This is a genomic window from Streptomyces tanashiensis (assembly GCF_014648895.1).
Taxonomy (GTDB): domain Bacteria; phylum Actinomycetota; class Actinomycetes; order Streptomycetales; family Streptomycetaceae; genus Streptomyces; species Streptomyces tanashiensis.
In genome coordinates this window covers 173,634-188,736 of record NZ_BMRZ01000004.1, presented here as the reverse complement: position 1 = coordinate 188,736, position 15,103 = coordinate 173,634, and the positions used below count along the sequence as shown (strand labels likewise).

Sequence of the window (15,103 nt, the reverse complement as noted above, 5' to 3'; positions counted from 1 at the left end):
GCCCGGCCGGCGCCACCCGCGCCACCGGGTCATCGGAGGACGCATTGTTTTCCCACATATCCGGCCGCATGAGACTCGCGGCGACCGCCCTCGGTGCGAGCCTGGCGCTCGCCGGCCCGGTCTCCCTCGCCCAGGCCGCCCCGCTCGACAACGAGCCGCTCTCGGCGTTCACCGCGACCGCTCCCTCGGTCGCCGCGGCGCCCGCCGCCTGGGCCGCGGGCACCCGCGCCTACCTGGTCATCACGACCCCGGGCGACACCACGGCCGTCCGCACCGCCGTCGCGAACAACGGCGGTTCGGTCTTCGCCTCGTACGACGCGATCGGCGTGATCGTCGCGCACTCGACCTCCGCCTCCTTCGCCGCCACGATGCGCGGCGTCTCCGGCGTCCAGAAGGTCGGCGCGACCCGTACCTCCGACGTCCCCGCCGACGCCTACAACCCGGCGCTCCCGGCCAACCCGGCACAGTCCGCGGCGCCCGCGACGGAGCCCGTCCGCTCGGACATGACGCAGATCAAGGCCGACCAGGCCTGGGCCGTCAACCCGGGCTCCGCCTCGGTCAAGGTCGGCATCCTGGACACGGGCGTGGACGACCAGCACCAGGACCTGGCGCCGAACTTCAACGCCGCCGACTCGGTCTCCTGCGCGTACGGCAAGACCGACACCCGCGCCGGGGCCTGGCGCGACGTCGACCAGCACGGCACGCACGTCGCCGGCACGGTCGCGGCCGCCAAGAACGGCAAGGGCGCCATCGGCGTCGCGCCCGGCGTGAAGATCTCCTCGGTGCGCATCGCCGAGCCCGGCAGCACCCTGTTCTTCGCGGAGAACACCATCTGCGGCCTCGTGTGGGCCGGTGACCACGGCTTCAAGGTCACCAACAACAGCTACTACACGGACCCGTGGCAGTTCAACTGCCCGAACAACCTCGACCAGGCGGCCATCCTGGAGGGCGTGGGACGCGCCCAGGCGTACGCCGAGGGCAAGGGCTCGCTCCAGGTCGCGGCGGCCGGCAACTCCAACGTCGACCTGGCCAACAAGACCACCGACACGTCGAGCCCCAACGACTCGACGCCGGTGACCCGCACCATCACCAACGACTGCCTCGACATCCCGGCCGAGCTGCCGGGCGTGGTCACGGTCGCCGCCAACGGCACCAGCGGCACCTCCAAGGCCTCGTTCTCCAACTTCGGCCGTGACGTCATCGAGGTCTCGGCCCCCGGCGAGTCCGTGTACAGCACCGTCCCCGGCGGCAAGTACTCCTCGCTGAGCGGCACCTCGATGGCCTCCCCGCACGTCGCGGGCGTGGCCGCGCTGCTCGCCAGCGCCAACCCGTCGTACACCCCGGCGGACATCCGGGCGAAGCTCGGCGAGCAGGCGACCGACCTGGCCTGCCCCTCGGACGCCCGCTGCACCGGCACCACGGCGAAGAACAGCTTCTTCGGCGAGGGCCGCGTCGACGCCCTGAAGGCCGTCGGCGGCTCCACCCCGCCGCCCGGGGCGTACTTCGAGAACCTCGCGGACGTCGCGATCGCGGACAACGCCACGGTCGAGAGCTCGATCACGGTCAGCGGCGTGACGGGCAACGCGCCGGCCACCCTCAGGGTGGGCGTCGACATCAAGCACACCTACATCGGTGACCTGAAGGTCGACCTGGTGGCTCCGGACGGCACCGTGTACACGCTGCACAACCGGACCGGCAGCGGCACGGACAACATCGCCCAGACGTACACGGTCAACGCCTCGTCGGAGGTCGCGAACGGCGTCTGGAAGCTCCGCGTGAACGACAACGCGAGCCAGGACACGGGCAAGATCGACGCCTGGAACCTGACCTTCTAACAGTTACCGCCCGAGAGCGACCCCTTCGCGGGGCCGGAGCCGCCATGGCTCCGGCCCCGTTCGCGTACCCGGGGCGACGCCGGCCGAAGAAAGTCCGTACCGAGGGGTAGGCCTCCCCGGGGCCCTTGCTATACGTTCCGTCTAACAAGCTTGCTAGACGCGATGTCTAACAAGCGTCCGAGCCGCTCGCGCGACCCCGAGGAGCCGCACCATGGCCAGCAGCACCGTCCGCCCGGACCACGAAGACGACGACGTCGCCGCGCGCCTGCTCCTGTCGGCCGCGAAGCTCTCCTACGACCCCGCCACCGAGGTCGACTGGGACACCCCGCTCGACAAGGACTTCCACGGCCAGAGCCCGGAGTGGAACAGCCTCTACGGGACCGCCTACTGGAACGAGATGACCGAGGAACAGCGCAAGGAGCTGACCCGTCAGGAGTCGGCCTCGGTCGCCAGCACCGGCATCTGGTTCGAGATGATCCTCCAGCAGATGGTGCTCCGCGACATCTACCTCATGGACCACACCGACCCCCGGTTCCAGTGGGCCCTCACCGAGATCGCCGACGAGTGCCGGCACTCGATCATGTTCGCCCGGGGCTCCCAGAAGCTCGGCGCGCCCGCCTACAAGCCCAAGCGGGCGGTGCTGGAGCTCGGACGCTTCATGAAGACCGTCGGCTTCGGCGAGGCCGCGTACGCCGGGATCCTCGTCGCCGAGGAAGTCCTCGACGTCATGCAGCGCGACTGGATGCGCGACGAGCGGGTCGTCCCCTTCGTCCGCACCATCAACAACATCCATGTCGTCGAGGAGTCCCGGCACATGAAGTTCGCCCGGGACGAGACGCGCCGCCACCTCGCCCGCGCGAGCCGGGCGCGCCGCCACTTCCAGGCGCTCGTCGTCGCCATCGCCGCGTACTACATCATCACCAGCCTGGTGAACCCGGAGGTGTACGTCCGGGCCGGGCTCGACCCCGAGCGCGCCCGCCGCGAGGCCGCGGCCAACGAGCACTACAAGGCACGGCTCCGGGCCAGCTGCGCCGGACTGATGGAGTTCCTCGCCGACGTCGGGATGCTGACCCGCCCCGCGCTCTTCTTCTACCAGCGCGCGCACCTCGTCTGACCCGTCCCCGTCCCCGGATCCGAGCTGAGCCGACGCCATGACCTACGCCATCACCCAGACCTGCTGCAACGACGCCACGTGCGTCGCCGTCTGCCCGGTCAACTGCATCCACCCCACGCCCGACGAGCCGGACTTCGGCACCACGGAGATGCTGTACATCGACCCCAGGTCCTGCATCGACTGCGGCGCCTGCGCCGACGCCTGCCCGGTCGACGCGATCTTCCCCGTCGACCGGCTCACCGCACGGCTGCGGGAGTACGAGGGGATCAACGCCGCCTACTACGCCGACCGCGAGCCGGCTCCGGTCCTCGCCTCGCCCACCTTCCACCCCTGGGGCGAACCCGCCTTCACCCGCTCCCTCCCCTCCGACTTCGCCGCGATCCGCGTCGCGGTCGTCGGCACGGGACCGGCCGGCATGTACGCCGCCGAGGACCTCCTCCTGCACACCAATGCCGAGGTGACCCTGATCGACCGGCTCCCCGTCGCCGGCGGTCTCGTCCGGTACGGCGTGGCCCCGGACCACCCGGCGACCAAGGGAGCCGGGGAGACCTTCGCCCGCTTCCACGCCCACCCCCGGGTCCGCATGCGGCTCGGTGTCGAGATCGGCACGGACGTCACCCCCGAGGAACTCGCCGCGCACCACGACGCGGTGATCTACGCGGTGGGCGCGCCCTCCGACCGGCGCCTCGGCATCCCCGGCGAGGACCTGCCGGGCAGCGTCTCGGCGACCTCCGTCGTCTCCTGGTACAACGCGCATCCCGAGACCGGCCCGGACGCGGTCCGGCCCTCCGCCGAGCGGGTCGTCGTGGTCGGCAACGGCAACGTGGCGCTCGACGTCGCCCGCGTCCTCGTCACGGACACCGACACCCTCGCCCGCACGGACATCGCCGACCACGCCCTCGCCGCCCTGCGCGACGCGCGGGTCCGCGAGGTGGTGCTCCTCGGCCGCCGGGGTCCCGAGCACGCCGCGTACACCACCTCCGAACTGCTCGCCCTGAAGCACCTGCCCGGCGTCGACCTCGTCGTCGACGACCGCGACCCGCGCACCGGCGCGGCGATCGACGCCGCCGGGCCCGGGACGAAGGCCGGACTCCTGCACGGCGTGGCGCGGGAGACGGTGGACTGGACGCGGACCCCCGCGCCGGACCGGCGCCGGATCGTGCTGCGCTTCCACTCCGCCCCGGTCGAGGCCCTCGGCGACGGCGCCGTGCGGGCGGTCCGGGTGACGGAGGACGGGACAGCGTCCGGTACGGAGATCGGGGCGGGACTCCTCGTCCGCGCCATCGGCTACCGCGGTGTGCCGCTCGCGGGGCTGCCGTTCGACGAGGCGACCGGGACGGTGCCGCACGAGGCCGGCCGGGTGGCGGGGCTGCCGGGCAGCTATGTCGTCGGCTGGATCAAGCGCGGGCCCTCCGGGGGCATCGGCGCCAACCGGGCCTGCGCGGAGGAGACGGTCGGGACGCTGCTCGCGGACGCGGTCGCGGGGGCGCTGCCGCAACCGACGGGCACCTCCCACGCGTTCCGCCGGCTCGCACGGAGCCGCAGCGGACGGGGGCTCGTCGACGCGCGCGGTCTCGCCTCCATCGACCGGGCCGAGCGGGCGCGGGGCCGGGACGCGGGGCGTCCCCGGGTCAAGCTCGCCACGGTGCCGGAGCTCGTCGCGGCGGCTCGGGGCGGCAGGCTGCGCCTGCGGGACTGAGCGGTCGCGCGCTCCTCGGATCCGGCCCGGGACGGCGGGCCGGTAGGGAGCCGGTACGGGTCGACCGTCAGGGTCGGCCGTACGGCGGGAAGCGGGTCAGACGGAGACGCTCAGGGCCTGTCGGACCACGATCGCGTTGAGCCGCACCGTGAAGGGCACGATGTCGGTCAGGTCGAGCGCCAGCACCTCGGCCTTCGGCAGCTCGACGGTCACGTCGACGCAGAACGCCAGGGCGTACATGTGGTCCCCCGTCTCCTCGTCCTGGAGGGCGAAGAAGAGGTCCCGGTAGAAGCGGGTGCGGTCCCCGGACTCCTCGTAGAAGGAGAGTCCTGGCTGCCCCTCCTGCGCGGCGAGCCCGGTGAAGGCCTGGACGAGCTCCCGCTCGACCGTGGCCCAGAATCCGGCCTCCGCGCACTCCGGCGGCAGGGCCTGGCGGACGGCCTCCTTGAGGGAGAGGACCATGACGAGGACGGGGGCGTGTTCCTGGAGCCCCCAGCCCCGGACCATCCTCACGACATCGCTGTCCGGGACGGCCGAGGCCGCCCGGTGGATCGCCTCGAAGTCGAAGTTGACGGTCGCCGGGGCGATCGCCTCCTGGAACACCCGGTCGATGGACCGGGCCTGCGCGAGGTGGTCCGGTCCCACCTCGACGACGGTCCTGAAACTGGCGGCCAAAGCTCCTCCTGCGTGATCTCGGTGATCAGGAGGGGTCAGTATGCCGAGCCGCCGGGGGCCGGGCGCCGGGCGTCCGCCGTGCGGACGGCTCAGCCCCGGCCGCGGCGCGGCTTCCCGCTCCGGCCGGAGCCTCCGCCGCCCTTGCGGGACGCCGGGGGACGGCCGGAGGTGCGGGAGCCGGCGGCCGGCTTCCCGGAGCGCGCCGGCTTCGCGGGCCGCTGCTCCCTGGGCTGCTTCTGGCCCTTCTTCTCCTCGGCCCGGCGGCCCCGGGTGCTGTTCACGGTGCGGCCGCGCACGATGCCGATGAACTCCTCCACCAGGTCGGGCGCCTCGTCCGCGGCCGGCCACGACAGGGCCACCCGCGACTGCGGGACGCCGACGAGGGTCCGGTAGGTGAGGTCCTTGCGGTGGTGCAGACGGGCCAGCGACTGGGGGACGGCGAGGACGCCGACGCCCGCGGCGACCAGCTCGATCGCGTCGGCCGTCGTCTCGGGGCGCTCCATCGCCGGGCGGCCCGGCGGCCGCTCCCAGCCGAGGGTGTCGTCGAGCGGGTGCAGGACGAGCTCCTCGGCGAGGTCCTCGGCCGACACCTCCTCCACCGCCGCGAACAGATGGTCCTTGGGGATGACGACGACGGTCGTCTCCGTGTAGAGCGGGATCGCGCTGAGGTCGTCCCGGTCGACGGGCAGCCGCACGAGACCCGCGTCCACGACGCCCTCCCGGAGCGCGCCGAAGGCCTCGGCCGGTGTCACGGCGTGCAGCGTCAGGGGCACGTCGGGCAGGCGCTCGTTCCAGATCCGCACCCACTTCGCGGGGGTCGCCCCCGGCACGTAGGCGAGCCGGAAGGAGGAGGGGGAAGTGGGGGTATCCGCGGGGGAAGCGTCCGAGCCTGTCACCCCGCCAGGTTACCGGTAGCCGACATGGTCGGAGCTCGCCCGCATGCTCGATACCCTTGACACCATGACGTCGCACCAGAACACCCAGACCATGAAGCCCGCGACCGCGGCGAAGAAGCTGGGTGTGTACCTCGAGGCCACCCCCGCAGAGTTCCAGGAGGGTGTCGTCTCGCGCGCCGAGCTGACCGAGCTCCAGGCCAACCCGCCCGCCTGGCTCCAGGAGCTGCGCGAGAAGGGTCCGCACCCCCGCCCGGTCGTCGCCAACAAGCTCGGCGTCTCCATCGCCGGTCTCGCGCGCGGCGGGATCACCGAGCCGCTCACCACCGAGCAGATCGACGCGATCAAGCAGGAGCTCCCCGAGTGGCTGAAGAAGGAGCGCGCCACCCAGTCCGAGGTCCGCAAGGAGACCGTCCGCATCAAGGAGCGCGACGCCGAGCGGGCGCGCCGCCAGCCGGGCGCCTGATCCTCTCCCGTCACGCCGGTCCGGTCCGAGACGCTTCGGACCGGACCGGCGTGGCGTTTCCCGGGTGACCGGCGTGGCGTCCGCCCCAGCGCGGGAGTCATTCCCCCATGAGTGACACCAGCACCGCGTACGAGCCGGCGGTCGTCGTCGGCGTGGACGGGTCCGAGCACAGTCTCCGGGCCCTGGAGTGGGCGCTGAGCGCCGCGGAGGGCCTGGGCGCGCCGCTGGTGGTGGCCCATGTGCGCTCCGAGGCCCTGCAGCTCGGCGCCGCCCGTATCGCTTCCCTGGGTACGGAGCCGGAGCTGCCCGACACGGTCGCGCGGGCCGTGCGGACGGTGGTCGAGGAGCGCGGGCACCGGGTGCCGGTGCGGTACGACTCGCTGGACGGCTCCGTCACGGACGCCCTGCCGGCGGCGGCGCGGGGGGCGCGGCTCCTGGTGACCGGTTCCCGGGGGCGCGGCGGCTTCGCGAGCCTGCTCCTGGGCTCGACGAGCCGGACTCTGGCCATGACGGCGCCCTGCCCGCTGGTCGTCGTGCCGCACGAGGCGCGCGCGGCGGCGCTGGAGGCCGGTGCGGAGGCGGGCCGGGTGCTGCTCGGGCTGCACCCGGAGGAGACCTCGGACGAGGCGGTGGGCTTCGCCTTCGAGGTGGCTCACCACCGGGGCGTACCGCTGGAGGCGGTGACCGCGCTCCGGCTGCCGCCGCCGCAGACCCCGCTCCTGGTGGCGCCTTCGCCCGCGCTCCAGGTGCCGCCGCCTCTGCCCCTCGGGGACGAGGCGGAGGATCTCGTGAAGGAGGCGGGGCTGGAGCAGGAGGAGCGGCTGCGGCCCTTCGCGGCGCGCTGGCCGGGGGTGGAGCTGGTGCCGGTGGTGGCGCCGGGGGACGCGGCGGGCCGGCTCGTGGAGGGGTCGCGGGACGCGGGTCTGGTGGTCGTGGGGCGGCATCACCGGCACCGCTTCGGCTCGCTGCTCATCGGTTCCGTCGCCCACGCGGTGCTGCATCACGCGCACTGTCCGGTGGCGGTGGTGCCGCCCGCCCCCGCGGAGCCCCGGACATGACAGTCCCCGGCGGTCCGGGTCGGTTCGCGCGGTCGTCGGCCGTCGCCGACGGCTCCGTGCCCGACCGGCCCCGCCGGGGGCCTGGCCAGAGCCGAGATCAGGGTCACGCGGGCCTTCGGACGTCTCCGTCGGCGGGTGCGGCTCTCTTCCGGTTGTCCGGTGTAAGAACGAGTTTCCTCCCTTTTTCACACGTTTCAAGAGGTTTCTTATTTTTTGTTACGTTCCGGAGTGCGTGTCGGTGGTGGCTGGTAGACAGGGCGCATGACGACCGCAGATCACGCCGCCACCGCCCGCCGCAACATCGAGCCGCCGTCCGCCGGGGCCTCGCTCGGCGCCGGGGTCGTGGTCACCGACGAGGCCGGCCGGGTGCTCCTGGGACTGGACCGCTCCGGAGTGTGGGAGCTGCCGGGCGGCAAGGTCGAGCCGGGCGAGTCGATCGAGGAGGCGGCGGTGCGCGAGCTGGCCGAGGAGACGACGCTCGTCGCGGACGCCGCCGACGTGGAGGTCCTCGGGCTGCTCCTGGACACGGTCACCTCGGCGCGGCTGACGCGGATGACCGCGGCCACGGCCGTGCGCGGCTTCCGGGGCGTGCCCGCCGTGGCCGAGCCGGACAAGATCGAGCGCTGGGAGTGGACGGACCCGGACGACCTGCCGGAGGCCCTGTTCCTGCCGTCGGCGCAGGTGCTGCGGATGTGGCGGCCCGGGCTCCCGATCCCCGACGGGCCGTTCCACCGCTATGCCCTGGGCCGGCTGTCCGGCTGAGCCCGGGAGCACCGGTGCGTCACCGAGCGCACCCCGTCGAGCGTGACTAGCGTGGCCCACAGGAACACGTCATCGAAATCGGAAGTGGGAGTCACCGTCATGGCCGCACGACCTGAAGGCACGCCGGTCTGGACCGACGCGATGTTCACCGACGTCGAGGGCGCCAAGACGTTCTACGGCGATGTCCTCGGCTGGGACTTCGGCGAGTCCTCGTCGGAGTACGGCAACTACACGCAGGCGTACCGGCAGAAGAAGGCGGTCGCGGCCGTCGTCCCGCCGATGCCGGGACAGGACGGGGAGCCGAAGTCGGCCTGGTGTCTGTACCTCGCGTCACCGGACGTCGCGGCGACGGCGGAGAAGATCCGGCGTGCGGGCGGCACCGTCCTCATGGAGCCGATGCAGGTCGGCGCCTTCGGCTCGATGTGCATCGCGCAGGATCCCTCGGGCGTCGTGTTCGGCGTCTGGCAGGGCGGCGAGCACGAGGGCTTCGAGCTGGAGGGCGAGCCCGGCTCGTACGCCTGGGCCGAGGTCTTCACCCGGAAGCCGGCCGAGGCCGACGCCTTCTTCACCGAGGTCTTCGGCTACGGCTCGCAGAAGATGAAGGACGAGCACATGGACTACCGGGTCTTCGACCTCGGTGGCCCGCAGCCGGTGCTCGGACGGATGGTGATGTCGGACGAGGACTTCCCGGCGGAGATCCCCTCGTACATCCAGATCTACTTCGCCGTCGACAACTGCGACAAGGCCGTCGAGCGGGCCGAAGCCCTCGGCGGGCAGAAGGTGTTCGGGCCGATGGACAGCCCGTTCGGCCGGTTCGCTGCGATCGTGGACCCGCAGGGTGCCGCCTTCGCGGTGATCGACATGAAGACCACCGTCGGGGACATGCCCGAGTTCGAGTAGCCGGAGTGGAGCGGCGCGGCGCCACGGGGCGCCGCGCCGTCGTGCGTCAGGCCTGGTCGCGGACGGCGACGATGCCGTTGAAGACCCCCACGTACGCGGTGCCGTCGGGGCCGATCGTGATGGGCGCCCAGTTGTTGTCGTAGGACAGACCGGTGCCGGTGAAGCGGGAGAAGGCGCGCTTGCCGGTGCGGAAGTCGACGGCCGTCAGGTACCAGGCGTCGATGCCCCAGGAGCTGGGGCGCTTCTCGTAGAAGTAGAGAAGGCCGTTGGCGGTGGAGAGCTTCGGGACCGTGGAGGGCGAGCGGACGTCGCTCTCCCAGACCGTGTCGCAGCCGCTGCCGTCGGCGCGGACGTCGATCCGGGTCGCACCGCCGACGACGCTGCGGCCGAGAAGGAGCGTGCCCGGGTTCTCGTAACCGTAGTTGTTCTCGACGACGAGGCTGTTGCCCCAGCTGATCAGGGAGTTGTCGGTGGTGGAGGCGCCCGCGCCGAAGACCGGCACCTTGCAGACGAGCCGCTCGGCGGCGGGCACTCCGGCACCGCGGCGGTAGACCAGGACGTTCATGCGGTCGTCGGCGTTGTCGGTGATGGCGACGTACTGGTCCTCGGTGCCGAACAGGTCAGGGGTGGTGCCCGAACCCTGGTTCACCGAGCCGGGCTTGGTGCCGGTCCCCCGGTCGTACGTCTCGCGCCACTGGACACGGGGGACGCCGTCGGCGTCGGCACGGAAGCTGTACAGGGCGTGGTCGGTGACGACGGAGACGCCGTCCTCGGCGACGGAGAAGGAGTTCTGGATCTCCTCGCCGTCGAGCCGGATCACCCGCAGGGCGCCCGTCGCGGGGTCGACGGTGCCGACCCGTCCGAGGCGGGTCACCCACCAGACGCGGCCGTCCCAGTCCGGCATGACGGAGGTGACGGGGTCGCAGACGCCGCTGGGGAAGAGGTTGGTCCAGCTGACGCAGTCGTGCGGGACGAGGGAGGTGAGGTCCCAGTCGTTCTCGACGACGAACTCCCAGGCGCCGTCGACCTTCTGGCGGTGGGCGATGCGCAGGACGTGCTGGCGGGAGTCGGCGAGGACGACCCGGTCCCGGTCGTCGAGGTAGAAGTAGGCGCCGCCGGAGGTGTCCTTGAAGATCTCATCGTGGGCGGCGAATCCCTTTGCTCCCACACTGGTGGGAACTATTTATGGCATGAGCTTCGACTCCCTGCCGGAGCTGCGCTGGGGCTTCGGGTACCCCTTCACCATCGACTTAATGGGGGTGGTATGCGGCAGTTTGTAAGTGATTTTCAAGCAGAGAGGCCGGCTGTAGCGAGCACCTGTCTCAAACACGCGCCGCGCACTGTTTGTGCATACATCGCCGCGCAAACCGCCCATAGGGGGCGCTAGGGAGAAGTGATGCGGGTGATCTCCTCGCCCTCCGTTCCGCAGGCCCTCTGAGCTGGCCTTTCGGGGATCCGGAAGCGCTGGGGAGGATCTGGGGAGAACGGAGCCGTCAGCAGCACCTCGCACCTACGCCATCAAGCCCGTTCGCCGGACGGTTCGCCGCCCTCTGGACGGCTCGTCGCCGTCGCGGCAAATCACCATGAGTGACAGCGGGCCGGGCCGGTGAGGGGGCCGATCTCAGCAGGCGACCCTGGAGAGGAATTTGCGCCGGCAGGTGGCGCGGATCCTGCAGCTGGAGTCCTGGGACCCACCCGCCGTCGGGAACTGTGGTTCAGCCGAGTCGACCAGGCGGGCGGGCACCCCTCCACGATCCGCCGCCGGATCCCCGACCTGATCCGCCCCCGCGGCCAAACCCAGCACCCCCGGGCCCGAAGCCGGCGGACGCTTGCGGACGAGGTGCCGGGGATCTCGGTGATCGGGAGGTCGTACTCCGGCGCTCCGAACTCCGCGACGGCCGGCGCCCAGCCGGAACTCCCCTCGCGAGTCTGCAACCGGCTGAGGACGAGGAATCTGAAGACATCACGGAAGGCTCGGCATGACCCCGCACTGCCCTCTCGGCATCCTGGACGCCAACACCCTGGAGGAACTGGCCCGCGTCATCTGCGGCGACGAACACCTCTACTACCGCAAGGGTTACGAGATCGCCCGGTTCCTGGAACACGCCGGCTGGCAGCGCGTGCCGGAGTACGACGGCGAGTACCGCAGGGAGTGGGCCCTCGCACGGCTGTGCATCCGTACCTCCGTCACCCGTTTCCGCAACGCGGTCGAGGCCGCCGACGGCCTCGTCGACGCCGACGGCAAGGTGCGTGCCGACCAGAGCGATCTGTCCTCGCACTGCACCTGGGACGAGAAACCCCAACGGGCCAAGTGCGAGGTCCTCGAACAGCTCGGTCGCGGCTGGCACCAGATCGAGGACTTCTACTCGCACTCCAACTGGACGGACCGGGCCGCCCCCGGCCCGATCGGGCTCGAAAACCCACCCGGGCTGGGGCGCACCGAGGTCGCGCCGTTCCTCGACATGGGCCGCTACAGCGGCATGAAGGACGCCGACTGGACCCGGGACGCGCGCACCCTCATCCCCGTCGGCCTCACCACGGGCTGCTACACCGACGTCGATTCCACCGGTGTCAAACCCGCCGACTGCGACGGCCGCGTCTCCCACAACCGCGCGCTGAACAAGGACACCGCCGCATCAGCCCGTTCTAAGCCGGACGACAACTTCCGGCACGCCACGGCCGGAGCCACCGCCGAGATCACGCGCCAGTGGAACGATTTCAAGGCCGACCTGCTCAAGACGTACCCCGATCACGGGCGCGGCGCACAGATGATCTGCGCTCTCGTCCACGACGACCCTGCCGGCGCCTGCCCTTGACGGGGGCAGAGGGAACGGCCGGACGCCGCAGTGGCAGTGAGCCCAGGGCCGGTAGGAGGCCTGACCTCCTCCAGCAAGGGCAAGCAGGGCCTGTACCGGGATTGAGCGCCGCGGCCCCATTGCGAGCCACCGGACTGAGTGCGAGGGGAAGGCTGAGCGCGGCAAGGGCGGTGGTGAGCAAGGCTGCGAGGGCGGCTCGCCGGTTGCGCGACTTCTTCGCGGCAGGAGTGGCACGGACGCTCCTCATGGATTTCCACGCACGCCGGAGAGACGAGCGTGGATGCTCGCCCGCGGCGTGCGCTGGGGGCGGGAGTCTCCGAACCGCCTGGCGCCAGGGGTGACTGACGGGTGATCCGGGACGAGTGGACGTGATTTCTTCCCTGTATGAGGTGGTTTGACCTGCCGCGAAGACATTCGCGATCATATCTGTCATGTACGCGATAGAAGGGTGATCGGTGGTTGAACACACCGGAAAACCCGCGGAGTGGGAACCGGGCCGCCCCGTGCATGCGGTGGCTCCCGCGGCCGGAGCACCCGAGGGGGGCTTCGGCCGCGGGAGCACGGGTGGTGAGCGGGACCGGTCAGCCGATGGCGATGCCGTCGAGCAGGAAGATGGTCGACAGGTAGGTGTCTTCGGTACCGGCGAACTCCAGCTTCACCGTCTGCCCCTTGTAGGCGGACAGGTCGACGGTCTGCTGGACGTATCCGGAGCTCGCGTTGGCGTTGGAGTAGGTGGCCAGCGTGGTGCCGTTGACCTTGGCCTTGAGGGTGTCGTAGGCGGTGGAGCCGGACTCCTGGGTCGTGACCTTCAGCCAGAAGGTGAGCTTCGGGGTGCCGGTGGAGGGCACCGCGATGTTCGACTGGGACAGGGACTCGACGGCGTCAGCGCCGTAGCCCATCATCCAGGCGTACCAGGACCCGTCACGCGCGGCCTGCAGGGACGAGTTGGTGATGATGTCGTCGCTCTGGGTCCAGCCGCTGGTGCCCTGCTCGAAGCCGCCGTTGGCCAGTGCGTTCCCGCTGGGGGGCGTGGTCGGCGAGGGCGTGGGGGTGGACGGCGAGGGGGTGGGGGTGCCCGTGCCGGGGTCGGGCAGTGCGGTGCCGACGCTGACGGCGGCCCACGCCTTGGAGACGAGGTAGCGCTCCTGGGAGTTGGTGCCGTACAGGTCGGCGGCGGCCTGCAGGGTGGCGGTGCGGGCGCCGGCGTGGTTGGTGGTGGAGGTCATGTAGGTGGACAGCGCCCGGTACCAGACCGCGGCGGCCTTGTCCTTGCCGATGCCCGTGAAGGTGTCGTTGTTGCAGGTGGTGCCGTTGTGCGAGCGTCCGCCGATGGTCTTCGCCCCGGTGCCCTCGGCGGCCAGGTAGAAGAAGTGGTTGCCGATGCCGGAGGAGAGGTGCACGTCCACCGAGCCGGCGCTGGAGTTCCAGCAGGACAGCGATCTGCCGTCGGCGGCCGGGTTGTCCATCCGGCGCATGTAGCCGCCCGACATGTTGAGCTTCTCGCCGATGTAGTAGTCGCCCGGGTCGCCGGTGTTGTCGGCGGAGAACTCGACCATGGTGCCGAAGATGTCGCTGGTGGCCTCGTTGAGGCCGCCGGACTCGCCGGAGTAGTTGAGGTCGGCGGTGGCGGCGGTGACGCCGTGGCTCATCTCGTGGCCGGCCACGTCCAGCGCGGTGACCGGGGTGTTGCTGTTCTGCGAGGAGCCGTCGCCGAAGTACATGCAGAAGCAGTCGTCGTCGTAGAAGGCGTTGAGCAGCCCGGTGTCGACGTGCACGTAGGCGGGGGCGCCTCGGCCGTCGTTGCGGATGCCGGAGCGGTTGAAGGAGTTCTTGTAGTAGTCCCAGGTCTTCGCCAGGCCGTAGGAGGCGTCCACCGCGGCGCTCTCGCGGCTGGACGTGGTGCCGTTGCCCCAGGAGTTGGTTGTCTTGGAGAAGGCCCGGGCGTTCTGCCTGGGGTTCGATTGCGGGCTGTTGTACGAGTCATAGACGATCGTGCCGCCGTGCGCGGCGTCGGTCAGGGTGTAGCCGCTGCCGGACTGGGTGGTCTCGATGGAGACCTGGCCGGCGGTGACGCCGTTGCCGGTGCCCGTGATGCTCTGGTGCAGCTCGTACTGGTCCAGCGCCGCGCCGCTGGACGCGTCGACGATCACCGCCTGCCGCGAGGCCGGGCCGGTCTCGCCCTCGCCGGTGACGGTCGAGCGGTAGGCGAGGACGGGGATCTTGCCGACCGCGTACACCACCAGGGTGCTGTCCTTGCTTCCGGCCTTCGCGTGCTTCACGTGCTTGGCGTGCTTCACGGCCTTGGCCGAGGCGTCGGCCGCCGTCAGCTTCGGGGTGGTGCCGGCGATCCGGATCGCGCCCTGGTGCGCCAGGTCCGAGCCGGTGATCGTGCCGTCTTCGGTGAGGTGCACCACCAGGTCGCCGCCGATGACGGACAGGCCTCTGTAGGTGCGGTCGTAGCGCACGTGCCGGGTGCCGTCGGCGTCGATCAGCACGTCCTTGGCCACCAGGCGCTCGTCGGGGCCCAGGCCGAGCTCGCGGGCGGTTGCGGCCGCGTTCCGGTCGGCCGTGCGTATCGCCACGCCGCGCGCGTCGGCCGTCATCGCCTGGAACCCGGCGCCGGGGCGGGCGGCGGAGTTACCGGCGGCAGCGGTGGGCTGGGGGGCCGCGCTGGACTGGGTGGCCACCATGGTCACGGAGCCCAGGGCGAGGGCTGCCGCGACACCGGCTGCCAGGGCGTTCTTGCGGTTCATCGCAATCCTTCCGCCGGGCCTTGTCGGGGATGTGCCGCAGAACGTCATCTACGGTGCGGGGGGCGTTCGGCAGCGGTTGGCCCGGCTGTGGCCATGAGGCTAGGGACGCGGGAGGCAGCCGACATCGGGGCA

11 protein-coding genes and 2 pseudogenes are annotated in these 15,103 nt (G+C 71.4%); 9 read left to right on the top strand and 4 right to left on the bottom strand.

All coding sequences use genetic code 11. From position 1 onward, the window contains the following. Positions 1-68: 68 nt before the first annotated feature. From IE237_RS16615 to IE237_RS16605, 3 genes are all read left to right on the top strand, one after another. Positions 69-1,835: a S8 family serine peptidase gene (locus IE237_RS16615; RefSeq protein WP_189802736.1), complete on the top strand. Its 1,767-nt coding sequence runs from the start codon at positions 69-71 to the stop codon at positions 1,833-1,835. Positions 1,836-2,046: 211 nt separating this feature from the next. After that, positions 2,047-2,949, top strand: coding sequence for an AurF N-oxygenase family protein (locus tag IE237_RS16610; RefSeq protein WP_189802735.1), 903 nt, complete (start codon positions 2,047-2,049; stop codon positions 2,947-2,949). Positions 2,950-2,986: 37 nt separating this feature from the next. Next, a complete protein-coding gene (locus tag IE237_RS16605; RefSeq protein WP_189802734.1) occupies positions 2,987-4,648 on the top strand; it encodes an FAD-dependent oxidoreductase in 1,662 nt (553 codons plus the stop codon). A gap of 96 nt (positions 4,649-4,744) precedes the next feature. Here IE237_RS16605 and IE237_RS16600 read toward each other — a convergent pair whose 3' ends face one another. Beyond that, positions 4,745-5,323, bottom strand: a complete 579-nt coding sequence (locus IE237_RS16600) for a Type-2Aa cytolytic delta-endotoxin (RefSeq protein ID WP_189802733.1) — start codon at positions 5,321-5,323, stop codon at positions 4,745-4,747. A gap of 89 nt (positions 5,324-5,412) precedes the next feature. Beyond that, positions 5,413-6,219: a LysR family substrate-binding domain-containing protein gene (locus tag IE237_RS16595; protein ID WP_189802732.1), complete on the bottom strand. Its 807-nt coding sequence runs from the start codon at positions 6,217-6,219 to the stop codon at positions 5,413-5,415. A gap of 64 nt (positions 6,220-6,283) precedes the next feature. Here IE237_RS16595 and IE237_RS16590 point away from each other — a divergent pair, with 64 nt between their 5' ends. From IE237_RS16590 to IE237_RS16575, 4 genes are all read left to right on the top strand, one after another. Continuing rightward, positions 6,284-6,682, top strand: coding sequence for a DUF5997 family protein (locus IE237_RS16590; protein ID WP_189802731.1), 399 nt, complete (start codon positions 6,284-6,286; stop codon positions 6,680-6,682). 107 nt (positions 6,683-6,789) lie between these two features. Continuing rightward, a complete protein-coding gene (locus tag IE237_RS16585) occupies positions 6,790-7,740 on the top strand; it encodes a universal stress protein (RefSeq protein ID WP_189802730.1) in 951 nt (316 codons plus the stop codon). Between the two features lie 261 nt (positions 7,741-8,001). Then, positions 8,002-8,502 carry a nucleotide triphosphate diphosphatase NUDT15 gene (locus tag IE237_RS16580; protein WP_189802729.1) on the top strand — a complete coding sequence of 167 codons (501 nt, stop codon included), beginning with the start codon at positions 8,002-8,004 and terminating at the stop codon, positions 8,500-8,502. Between the two features lie 99 nt (positions 8,503-8,601). After that, the gene (locus IE237_RS16575; RefSeq protein ID WP_189802728.1) at positions 8,602-9,402 is read left to right on the top strand and encodes a VOC family protein; all 801 of its coding nucleotides are present in this window, start codon (positions 8,602-8,604) and stop codon (positions 9,400-9,402) included. Between the two features lie 46 nt (positions 9,403-9,448). On the opposite strand, the pseudogene IE237_RS16570 reads toward IE237_RS16575, so the two are convergent. Then, positions 9,449-10,540 (bottom strand): annotated as a pseudogene (locus IE237_RS16570) (hypothetical protein); the annotation flags it as partial. Between IE237_RS16570 and IE237_RS16565 the strand changes: the two are divergent. Next, a pseudogene (locus IE237_RS16565) lies at positions 10,533-10,682 on the top strand (CorA family divalent cation transporter); the annotation flags it as partial. The pseudogenes IE237_RS16570 and IE237_RS16565 sit on opposite strands and share 8 nt — an antisense overlap. Before the next feature lie 699 nt (positions 10,683-11,381). Continuing rightward, the gene (locus IE237_RS16560; RefSeq protein ID WP_189802725.1) at positions 11,382-12,218 is read left to right on the top strand and encodes a hypothetical protein; all 837 of its coding nucleotides are present in this window, start codon (positions 11,382-11,384) and stop codon (positions 12,216-12,218) included. 581 nt (positions 12,219-12,799) lie between these two features. Here IE237_RS16560 and IE237_RS16555 read toward each other — a convergent pair. Next, positions 12,800-14,971, bottom strand: coding sequence for a M4 family metallopeptidase (locus IE237_RS16555; protein ID WP_189802724.1), 2,172 nt, complete (start codon positions 14,969-14,971; stop codon positions 12,800-12,802). Between the last annotated feature and the right edge of the window lie 132 nt (positions 14,972-15,103).

Bases quoted from the DNA above. Each gene is read 5' to 3' on its own strand.
- IE237_RS16615 (WP_189802736.1), top strand. From the start codon at position 69: ATGAGACTCGCGGCGACCGCCCTCGGTGCGAGCCTGGCGCTCGCCGGC.
- IE237_RS16610 (WP_189802735.1), top strand. From the start codon at position 2,047: ATGGCCAGCAGCACCGTCCGCCCGGACCACGAAGACGACGACGTCGCC.
- IE237_RS16605 (WP_189802734.1), top strand. From the start codon at position 2,987: ATGACCTACGCCATCACCCAGACCTGCTGCAACGACGCCACGTGCGTC.
- IE237_RS16590 (WP_189802731.1), top strand. From the start codon at position 6,284: ATGACGTCGCACCAGAACACCCAGACCATGAAGCCCGCGACCGCGGCG.
- IE237_RS16585 (WP_189802730.1), top strand. From the start codon at position 6,790: ATGAGTGACACCAGCACCGCGTACGAGCCGGCGGTCGTCGTCGGCGTG.
- IE237_RS16580 (WP_189802729.1), top strand. From the start codon at position 8,002: ATGACGACCGCAGATCACGCCGCCACCGCCCGCCGCAACATCGAGCCG.
- IE237_RS16575 (WP_189802728.1), top strand. From the start codon at position 8,602: ATGGCCGCACGACCTGAAGGCACGCCGGTCTGGACCGACGCGATGTTC.
- IE237_RS16560 (WP_189802725.1), top strand. From the start codon at position 11,382: ATGACCCCGCACTGCCCTCTCGGCATCCTGGACGCCAACACCCTGGAG.
- IE237_RS16555 (WP_189802724.1), bottom strand. From the start codon at position 14,971: ATGAACCGCAAGAACGCCCTGGCAGCCGGTGTCGCGGCAGCCCTCGCC.